The 6,694-nt window shown below is 62.1% G+C and carries 8 protein-coding genes; 2 read left to right on the top strand and 6 right to left on the bottom strand.

The window, feature by feature from the left end:
- Positions 1-995 (top strand): ubiquinone biosynthesis hydroxylase (locus tag EN935_RS16960; protein WP_127373455.1); only part of this gene is annotated, 995 nt, incomplete at its 5' end.
- Between the two features lie 10 nt (positions 996-1,005).
- Here the strand turns inward: EN935_RS16960 and EN935_RS16955 are convergent.
- The 3 genes from EN935_RS16955 to EN935_RS16945 all read right to left on the bottom strand — a co-directional run bounded on the left by EN935_RS16955 (position 1,006) and on the right by EN935_RS16945 (position 2,254).
- On the bottom strand, positions 1,006-1,533 hold the full coding sequence (locus EN935_RS16955; protein ID WP_109663898.1) for a hypothetical protein: 528 nt from the start codon (positions 1,531-1,533) through the stop codon (positions 1,006-1,008).
- A gap of 140 nt (positions 1,534-1,673) precedes the next feature.
- The gene (locus EN935_RS16950) at positions 1,674-2,030 is read right to left on the bottom strand and encodes a YciI family protein (RefSeq protein ID WP_109663894.1); all 357 of its coding nucleotides are present in this window, start codon (positions 2,028-2,030) and stop codon (positions 1,674-1,676) included.
- Positions 2,027-2,254 carry a hypothetical protein gene (locus EN935_RS16945; RefSeq protein WP_109663891.1) on the bottom strand — a complete coding sequence of 76 codons (228 nt, stop codon included), beginning with the start codon at positions 2,252-2,254 and terminating at the stop codon, positions 2,027-2,029. The genes EN935_RS16950 and EN935_RS16945 overlap by 4 nt, the downstream gene beginning before the upstream one ends.
- A gap of 240 nt (positions 2,255-2,494) precedes the next feature.
- Here EN935_RS16945 and EN935_RS16940 point away from each other — a divergent pair, with 240 nt between their 5' ends.
- Positions 2,495-2,920: an OsmC family protein gene (locus EN935_RS16940; protein ID WP_109663886.1), complete on the top strand. Its 426-nt coding sequence runs from the start codon at positions 2,495-2,497 to the stop codon at positions 2,918-2,920.
- 55 nt (positions 2,921-2,975) lie between these two features.
- Here the strand turns inward: EN935_RS16940 and EN935_RS16935 are convergent, their stop codons facing one another.
- From EN935_RS16935 to EN935_RS16925, 3 genes are all read right to left on the bottom strand, one after another.
- A complete protein-coding gene (locus tag EN935_RS16935; protein WP_109663882.1) occupies positions 2,976-3,605 on the bottom strand; it encodes a DUF480 domain-containing protein in 630 nt (209 codons plus the stop codon).
- 225 nt (positions 3,606-3,830) lie between these two features.
- Positions 3,831-5,471 (bottom strand): LTA synthase family protein, encoded by a 1,641-nt coding sequence (locus EN935_RS16930; RefSeq protein WP_109665350.1) that lies wholly within the window; start codon positions 5,469-5,471, stop codon positions 3,831-3,833.
- 484 nt (positions 5,472-5,955) lie between these two features.
- The coding region (locus EN935_RS16925) for a succinate dehydrogenase iron-sulfur subunit (RefSeq protein ID WP_164771169.1) at positions 5,956-6,694 on the bottom strand (739 nt) is incomplete at its 5' end.

The following is a 6,694-nucleotide window of genomic DNA, read 5'->3' as shown; positions in this document are numbered from 1 at the left end:
TCACCGATTCGCGCACCTCCGATCCGGTGCGTCCGGTGTTCCTGACCTTCGACGGCGAAGTGGCGCCGGGAGAGCCGTTTGCACATATGGTTGCCAACAGGGTGCTGAATGGCGCCTTGCGGGCCAATGCGGAAAAACTCGGCATCGACATCATCGAAGGCGTCGCCGTGCAGGGTTTCGAGACCAACGGCGCCGGCATCACCGTGCACCTCGCCGACGGTGCGACGCTGAAGGCCCGGCTGCTGGTCGCCGCCGACGGCGTCAACTCCAGGCTGCGCGACATGGCCGGCATCAAGACGGTGAAGTGGGAGTATGGCCAGTCCGGTATCGTCTGCACCGTGGCACATGAACGCCCACACAATGGCCGTGCCGAGGAGCATTTCCTGCCGGCGGGACCCTTCGCCACACTGCCGCTCAAACCCGGCGAGGACGGCACCAACCGCTCGTCGATCGTCTGGGTCGAGCGCTCGCAGGATGCCGAGAAGCTGGTGGCCGGTGACGATCTCGTCTTCGAACACGAACTCGAACAGCGTTTTGGCCTGAAGCTTGGCGAGATCCGCGTTGCTGACAAGCCGCGCGCCTGGCCGCTCGGCCTGACCATCGCGCGTGCTTTCGTCGCACCGCGCATTGCGCTCGCCGGCGATGCCGCCCACGGCATCCACCCGATCGCCGGCCAGGGTCTCAATCTCGGTTTCAAGGATGTCGCCGCGCTTGCCGGGGTGATCGTCGAGGCCGACCGGCTCGGCCAGGACATCGGCGCGCTCGACGTGCTTGAGCGCTACCAGCAGTGGCGCCGCTTCGACACGGTGCAGATGGGCGTCACCACGGACGTGCTGAACCGGCTGTTTTCCAACGACATCGGCCCGCTCCGCACCGTCCGCGACATCGGCCTTGGCTTGGTCGAACGCATGCCGCGCCTCAAGGAATTCTTCATCCGCCAGGCATCGGGGTTGTCCGCCGGCACGCCAAGACTGTTGAAGGGCGAGGCGATCTGAGCGCTGTCGCTCAATTGACTTCGAAGCCGAGCTTCTGCCGCAGTCGCAATATCCTCTGGTCGGATATCTCCAGGCGTTTCTCGCCGCCCTGCGCCGCCCGGTTGACCATCTGCAGCAGATCGTTGCGCTCGGCGACATCGAGGCGTTCGCGCAGGAACGGCGCCAGCTTGTCGATGACAATTGTGGTGTCGTCGATCTGTGACGCCGCCCATTTGGCGTAGACCACCGCTTCGTCCGTTTTCTTCTTGTCGGCAATCTCGGAAATCACCGCGCGAATGACGGCCTCGCGCTGCGGCAGGATCGGCCCGTTCTCGGAGACGATGGCGGTGATGAGCGTTGCCGCCGCTACGACCGGATCATCGATCGCCGTCAGCGGCGACAGGGCCGCCTGCTTGCGCAGCTTCTTGCGGCGGATGTTGCCCTGCACGCGCCCGACGACGTCCGCAACCTCGCGAGCCGCATCGTTCATCGCCTTCATCCGATACCACCAGAACGCCGCCGCGCCCAACACGCCAAGGATAGCAATCAAGAACGGCATGCCGACATCCCCCCAAATCCTGGCGACGATAGGAGAACTCTCGCCTTGCTTCAACGCGCAAAAGTTGCGCACGAAACCGACCCGGAACGTCGGCTCAGCCAGACGCCCGGTTTCGAAGCGGCCGCAACGCATGGCAGGCTCTATGACCCCGGTATGTCGTAGACCGCCCGGACCTCGATCGTGCCGAGTTCGGCCAGCGGAATACCGGCGGCAATATCCAGCGCCTCTTCGAGATTTTCAGCCTCGATCATGACGAAACCAAGCAGTTGCTCCTTGGTCTCAGTGAAGGGGCCGTCTGTGACCAGCCGCTTGCCCTTGCGCCGCCGCACGGTTTTGGCTGTCGTCACCGATTGCAGCGCCTGCGCGACGATCAGCAGGCCCTTCTCCTCCAGCGATCGGTCGTAGGCCAGCGAATCGGCGTCGAGCTTGGCCGACCCTGCCGGGGTCAGCGCGTGAAGATCCTTTTCCTCACCATAGACCAGACAGACATATTTCATTTCCAGCTCCCTTGCTGCGGTGAACCATAGGATGCGGTGACGAGGGTGTCAGCGTTGCCCCTGACCGCGGCTGCATGGTCGAGAAGGCATGCCGCGATGCCGATGATGGCAACCGCCGCCAGAAGCCGGCCAAAGCCGGACCCCGGCGGATGCAGCCAGAAGTCTTCTCGTCGCCCGGCCTTGCAGCCTGCGCCTCTCCAAAGTGCGAAAAACAGATTGTCCATGTGAACCTCCATCCGGCCACAAAACCCGTGGCCGCCCGCAGGACGGGCGAGGGGGACCAAAGTCGACATTTTTGCACCTGCATTTTTTCAGAAAAGATTTGACCACCATCGCCGACACCGTGCCGTGGTTCAAAGTGCGCAGTGGCCTTCGCGCCCGCGCGCGCTATAGTTGACCGGAAGCCGGGCTCAGCCCCGACAACAAGTCACGACAACCCAGCCACGACAACCAAGGAGGAATTCATGGACCGCACCGCAAACGCCGTCTGGAAAGGCAATCTGAAAGAGGGCAAGGGCACGCTCGACACCCAGAGCGGAACCCTGAAGGGCACGCCCTATTCGTTCAAGGCGCGCTTCGAGGACGAGAGCGGCAAATCCGGCACCAACCCTGAAGAGCTGATTGCCGCCGCGCACGCCGGCTGCTTTGCCATGCAGTTCTCGCATTTCCTGGCCGAGAACGGCACGCCTGCCACCGAACTCGATGCCAAGGCGGTGGTGACGCTGGTTCCAGGCACGGGGATCACCGGCAGCGCCCTCACCGTGGTCGGCAAGGTGCCGGGCATCGATGCTGCGAAATTTGGCGAGTTGGCCGAAAAGGCCAAGGCCGGCTGCCCGGTGTCGAAGGCGCTCGGCGCCATAAACGTATCGCTCGACGCCAAGCTCGGCTGAGAACGCTGCATCCGGTGTGAAGACCCGGCGCGAACGCTCAGGCGCGCGCCGGGACCTACGCGCCCAGCGCGTCTAGCCGGGCGCGGAGTGCGGCGACTTCCTGCTCCAGCGCCTCCAACCGTACCTCCAGGTCGGAAGCAGGCAGGGCCGATGCACTCCGCTGTGCCGAAAGGGCTGCAACGTCCATTGGGCCGCTGAGGAGATGCACGTAGCGGTCCTCGCGCTGGCCCGGTCCGCGCGGGATTTCCTGGATGAGTGGCGGTCGGCGGCCGATCAGCATGTCGAGCTCGGCGCGCAGATCTTCGATCGATGAGAACCGTGCCATGCGCTCGGTGCGCGCCGACAATTCATGGGCCGTCTGCGGCCCGCGCAGCAAGAGCAGGCCGATCAATGCGGTCTGCGGCGTGGTCAGCGAGAAGCGCTGCGCCATCTGGTGCTCGTATCGCTCGACGCGCGAGCCGAACATCTGCCGCACCAGCCCCTTTTGTTCGAGCAGCTTCAGCCCCCGGTGCACCTCGGCCTGTTCCAGCGCCATCACCGGCTCGCGCGCCGTCTTCTGGTTGGCGGCGGCCAGTGCTGCATTGAGCGTCAGCGGATAGACATCCGGCGTCAGCTCCTTCTTCTCGATCAGGCAGCCGAGCACGCGGGCTTCGACGGGATTAAGGATGGGAAGGTCTTCGCTCATGGCTCTCTCATACCCGAAGCTCCCGATACCATAGCTGTTCGCGAAACGTCTCCTACTTTCGATCGACGGATGTAGCTATGGAGCGTCACACCTTTCAGTCCTTTTTCTCGCATCGGGGCGATAGCTAGCATGGGACATATGCACTAGCGCGCTTCGGCACTCATGCAATATCGCCCAAAAATTGGCTCCGATTTCTGGGAGAACGACATGCATGAAGACAAAAGCTTAAAGCGCATCAGTCCCAGGCCCCGCAGCCTTCCGCTCCGGTTTCGGCTGCCAGAATGATCTGACCAGCACATCCTCGGCATGGATCGCGTCGTCGAACCGGGCCTGTCCAAGTTCCTGGGCCAGCGTCGGTCGATCACCGAGCAGCGAGACGCCAAAAGCGGCCTGGCCATTGGGAGGCGGCACGCCCAGCGCGTCCAGGATGGTGGGAAATATGTCAATCGTGCCCGAAAGCCCGGTGTGCGTTTTGGCAGGAACGCCAGCCCCCGACAGGGAGAAGAAGTTGCGTCGCTCATGCGTGTTCAGGCGATCCGTAACTTTGCTCGGCGCGCTGAGATGGTCGCTTTGCAACGCCAGGACGGTATTGGCCATCAGACCTTCGGCCTCGGCTTTGTGAATGAAGTCCGCGATGAGCATGTTCGTGCATTTCACGGCATGGAGAATGTTGGGGGTTTGTGGAGACAGTCCCGTCTTGCCGATACATTTGTCGGTGAGGTAGCCGTCCATCGCATGCCCACCACTGACGGCGATCGTCAGCGAGAACGGTTTGCCGTCCCGCTGCGCGCGCCGCAAAACGTCAAGGCTCAAATCGAGAACTTCGGCGTCATCGGCGCCAAAGGCGCTGCCGCGCCCGGCGACGGCAGCCACGACTTGGGATCCCCCAAAAAGCGATGAATAGCCATGGGTGGAATAGAATGTCCCCTGGCCGGTGAAGCTGAGCGCCCAACCGGTGACAAAGTTCTGCTGATAGCCCCGCGCCTTCAGGACATCGCCCAGGCAGGTCAGGCCTGGCAGGAACTGCGAATTCTCCTCCAGGTACTGGCGCGTCGTGAAGAACGTTATCAGCAGCGGCGTTCCGCAGTTCGCAGCGACCATCCCTGAGATGGAGTTGTTGGTGTAGGCAAGTTGCACCATGTTGGCCGCCGAAACACCCCGCCTCTCGAATTCGAGTAGCGGCCCCATGACGTCGCCGAACTCCTCGTCCATGTAGGTGCGCTCGGCGCTCTCGATGAAAATATGAATGAGGTTCTTTGGCCCCGCGGTGGCGGACGCTGCTTCTGCCTCCGGCTCTGTCAGAGAGCTGATGTCGACGAACCGCTTGGATAGGAAATCATGCAGCGGGTTGGGGTGGATCGCGGCGGCAATCGGCCGTGTCAGCATCGGGTTTGCCGCCAGGAAGAACGCCATCAGGGCGACATCCAATCCTCTTGTCAGCGTGCCGCGCGCCTTCAGGGCGCCGAGACCGAAAAGAACGACGAGAATGACCAGCATCGTGTTTCCGGTATTCCACAAATAGTCAAAAACGACACCAGGCGTGAGCATCCCGGCGCCGGCATGCATGAACATCGCACCCCAGTCAAAATAGCCAAAAACACTTTCGAGATAGACATAGACAAGGAAGAGAAAGCAGGGAATGAGCGAAAAATAGAGCCTGAACCACCTGCTTTCTCGCTGATCCGCCCTCTTGTCCCGGAGCCCGTCAAGCAAGACAAGCGCGACCAAAACCCCCAGGCCGAGAGCCGCAAGCAGCCCCTTCTCCTGAAAATAGATCAGCGACACAAGCCAGGTGAGCGATCCCACTGTTGTGACGCTGATCAATGACCCGGATACCGAATACCCATTCACGGTGAAGCCGCGCATCATTTTGCACCCGAACGACGCTCTGGGAAGTGAATATCGGGGACCACTTAAAACTATACTAAGACAATACCGAGCCGCCTTGCGTATCCAGCAATCAATTACTTGCGATATCGCTAATATATGCCGCCAAGACTCCCTCGACTCCAGACTAGCGAACGAGATGTTTGGAAAAATGAAAAATGATCGGGCGCGGCCGGCGGCCGCCTGACAAGAGCAGGCTAAGCGAGGCGGACCGCTGCGCAGTCAGCGAGAACTGCCGAGCCATCTGAGCTGATCGCGTTCGACACGCGAGCCGGACATCAGCCGCACCAGCCTTTCTGCTCAAGCAGTTGGGCGCTTGGAGCATCCCCGCCGGCTGCCATCACCGGCTCCCGCCGTCTTCTGGGTGGCAGCGGCTCCGCATTGAGCGTCAGCGGATCCGACGGCAGCCCCTTCTTTCGACCAGCGAACCAGGTCTTCGATCAGAAGGACTGCCTTGGCCCCGCTAAACCCTTCTCTCCACCATCATCTTCTTGATCTCGGCGATCGCCTTGGCCGGGTTGAGGCCCTTGGGGCAGGTTTGCGCGCAGTTCATGATGGTGTGGCAGCGATAGAGCCGGAACGGGTCTTCGAGATTGTCGAGCCGCTCGCCCTTGGCCTCGTCGCGGCTGTCGATCAGCCAGCGATAGGCCTGCAAAAGCGTTGCCGGGCCGAGATAGCGGTCGCCGTTCCACCAGTAGCTTGGGCACGAAGTCGAGCAGCACGCGCACAATATGCACTCGTAGAGCCCATCGAGCTTCTCGCGGTCCTCATGGCTTTGCAGCCATTCCTTGGCCGGCTCCGGCGACACCGTCTTCAGCCAGGGCTGGATCGAGGCGTGCTGGGCATAGAAATTGGTGAGGTCCGGCACCAGGTCCTTGACCACCTGCATATGCGGCAGCGGGTAGACCTTGACGGCGCCGGAAATGTCGTCGCAGCCCTTGGTGCAGGCCAGCGTGTTGGAGCCGTCGATGTTCATGGCGCAGGAGCCGCAAATGCCTTCGCGGCAGGAGCGCCGCAAGGTCAGCGTCGGATCAATCTTGTTCTTGATCCACAGCAGCGCGTCGAGCACCATCGGCCCGCAATCGTCCATGTCGACGAAGTAGGTGTCGATGCGCGGGTTCTCGTCATCGTCCGGCGACCAGCGGTAGATGCGGTACTCGCGCAGATTGGTGGCGCCCTCCGGCTTCGGCCAGGTCTTGCCC

The sequence above is a fragment of the Mesorhizobium sp. M7D.F.Ca.US.004.03.1.1 genome (genome assembly GCF_003998635.1).
Classification (GTDB): Bacteria; Pseudomonadota; Alphaproteobacteria; order Rhizobiales; family Rhizobiaceae; genus Mesorhizobium; species Mesorhizobium loti.
This window is presented reverse-complemented; position numbering and strand designations above follow the sequence as displayed.

What these genes read in the sequence shown, in the direction of transcription:
- EN935_RS16955 (WP_109663898.1), bottom strand. Translation starts at nt 1,533, where the DNA reads ATGCCGTTCTTGATTGCTATCCTTGGCGTGTTGGGCGCGGCGGCGTTC.
- EN935_RS16950 (WP_109663894.1), bottom strand. Translation starts at nt 2,030, where the DNA reads ATGAAATATGTCTGTCTGGTCTATGGTGAGGAAAAGGATCTTCACGCG.
- EN935_RS16945 (WP_109663891.1), bottom strand. Translation starts at nt 2,254, where the DNA reads ATGGACAATCTGTTTTTCGCACTTTGGAGAGGCGCAGGCTGCAAGGCC.
- EN935_RS16940 (WP_109663886.1), top strand. Translation starts at nt 2,495, where the DNA reads ATGGACCGCACCGCAAACGCCGTCTGGAAAGGCAATCTGAAAGAGGGC.
- EN935_RS16935 (WP_109663882.1), bottom strand. Translation starts at nt 3,605, where the DNA reads ATGAGCGAAGACCTTCCCATCCTTAATCCCGTCGAAGCCCGCGTGCTC.
- EN935_RS16930 (WP_109665350.1), bottom strand. Translation starts at nt 5,471, where the DNA reads ATGCGCGGCTTCACCGTGAATGGGTATTCGGTATCCGGGTCATTGATC.